The organism is Pseudomonas meliae (assembly GCF_001400515.1).
Lineage (GTDB): Bacteria > Pseudomonadota > Gammaproteobacteria > Pseudomonadales > Pseudomonadaceae > Aquipseudomonas > Aquipseudomonas amygdali.
The window spans coordinates 1-919 of record NZ_LJQT01000178.1 but is presented as its reverse complement, the minus strand read 5'-3'; the positions used below and the strand labels follow the sequence as shown (position 1 = coordinate 919).

Annotated in this window: 2 protein-coding genes; both read right to left on the bottom strand. The window is 53.3% G+C overall.

Translation table 11 applies throughout. The features are described 5' to 3' along the window. Positions 1 to 219: 219 nt before the first annotated feature. Positions 220 to 501, bottom strand: coding sequence for a type II toxin-antitoxin system YafQ family toxin (locus tag ALO64_RS07985; RefSeq protein WP_005730324.1), 282 nt, complete (start codon positions 499 to 501; stop codon positions 220 to 222). Continuing rightward, positions 488 to 751: a type II toxin-antitoxin system RelB/DinJ family antitoxin gene (locus tag ALO64_RS07980; protein WP_044345982.1), complete on the bottom strand. Its 264-nt coding sequence runs from the start codon at positions 749 to 751 to the stop codon at positions 488 to 490. The genes ALO64_RS07985 and ALO64_RS07980 overlap by 14 nt, the downstream gene beginning before the upstream one ends. Between the last annotated feature and the right edge of the window lie 168 nt (positions 752 to 919).

The following is a 919-nucleotide window of genomic DNA, read 5'->3' as shown; positions in this document are numbered from 1 at the left end:
TGAAATTCCTATGCATCAAGTTAACAGCGCTGTACCCGGAAAGCCTGTCCTAGGCTCTGTACGTAAAGTGGCTGCGCTCGGTGATGCTGCGTAAAAACAGGCTCGGAATGCTCATTTACAACACGTAGACTCCGCTTCCTCGCCTGTTTTTGCCTTGCCTGACCTTCGCTCGCCGACTTTTCGTACAAAACCTAGTCCTTGTTCTGGGAGGGCTGGTGCTTACAAGCCAAGCTCGCTATGCGATCCGAGACGTACGAGTTGCAACACGGCGTCATCTGGCTTGCGATAAATCAACACCAGGTCGGGCTTGATGTGGCAGTCTCGGTGATCTTTCCAGTCACCGGTGAGCGCGTGATCGCGGTGCTTATCGGCCAGTACCTGGTCGTTCGCCAAGGCTGTGACGACAGCAACAAAATCGCTCGCCAGTGTTTGGCGGTGCGGACCTTTGGCTTCGCGCTTGTAGTCGCGCTTGAACCTACTGGTTTGTTCAATCGTTCGCATTCAGGTCCGCCATCAAGTCCTCGACGGTAGCGAACGATTTCAAACTGCCACGGCGCGCTTCCTTCATTGCCTCAATCGTGGTGGTGTTCGGTACCAACGGCTCGAAGGGCAAGGCTTTCTCCCGGGCAACTCGGGTCAACATTATACGGAAGGCGTCGGATACGGTTAGTCCCATCGCTGCGAGCACGACGGTGGCCTCTTCCTTTATATGCTCGTCAATGCGGGCACGAACAACTGCGTTTGCAGACATGATTTGATCCTCTAAATTGGTGAGCCACATTGTAGCTCAGAGGTGACATTTTCCAACAGAATTTTCGGAGATTCCGGCGTACAACTCCATTTTGACGCGCCCACGGAACCTAATCCGGCCCAAAGACCACTCAAAATTCGTCGCAAATCACTTAAGAGGGTGTAGACA

Excerpts from the sequence above, each read along its gene's own strand:
- ALO64_RS07980 (WP_044345982.1), bottom strand. The coding sequence starts at position 751 with ATGTCTGCAAACGCAGTTGTTCGTGCCCGCATTGACGAGCATATAAAG.
- ALO64_RS07985 (WP_005730324.1), bottom strand. The coding sequence starts at position 501 with ATGCGAACGATTGAACAAACCAGTAGGTTCAAGCGCGACTACAAGCGC.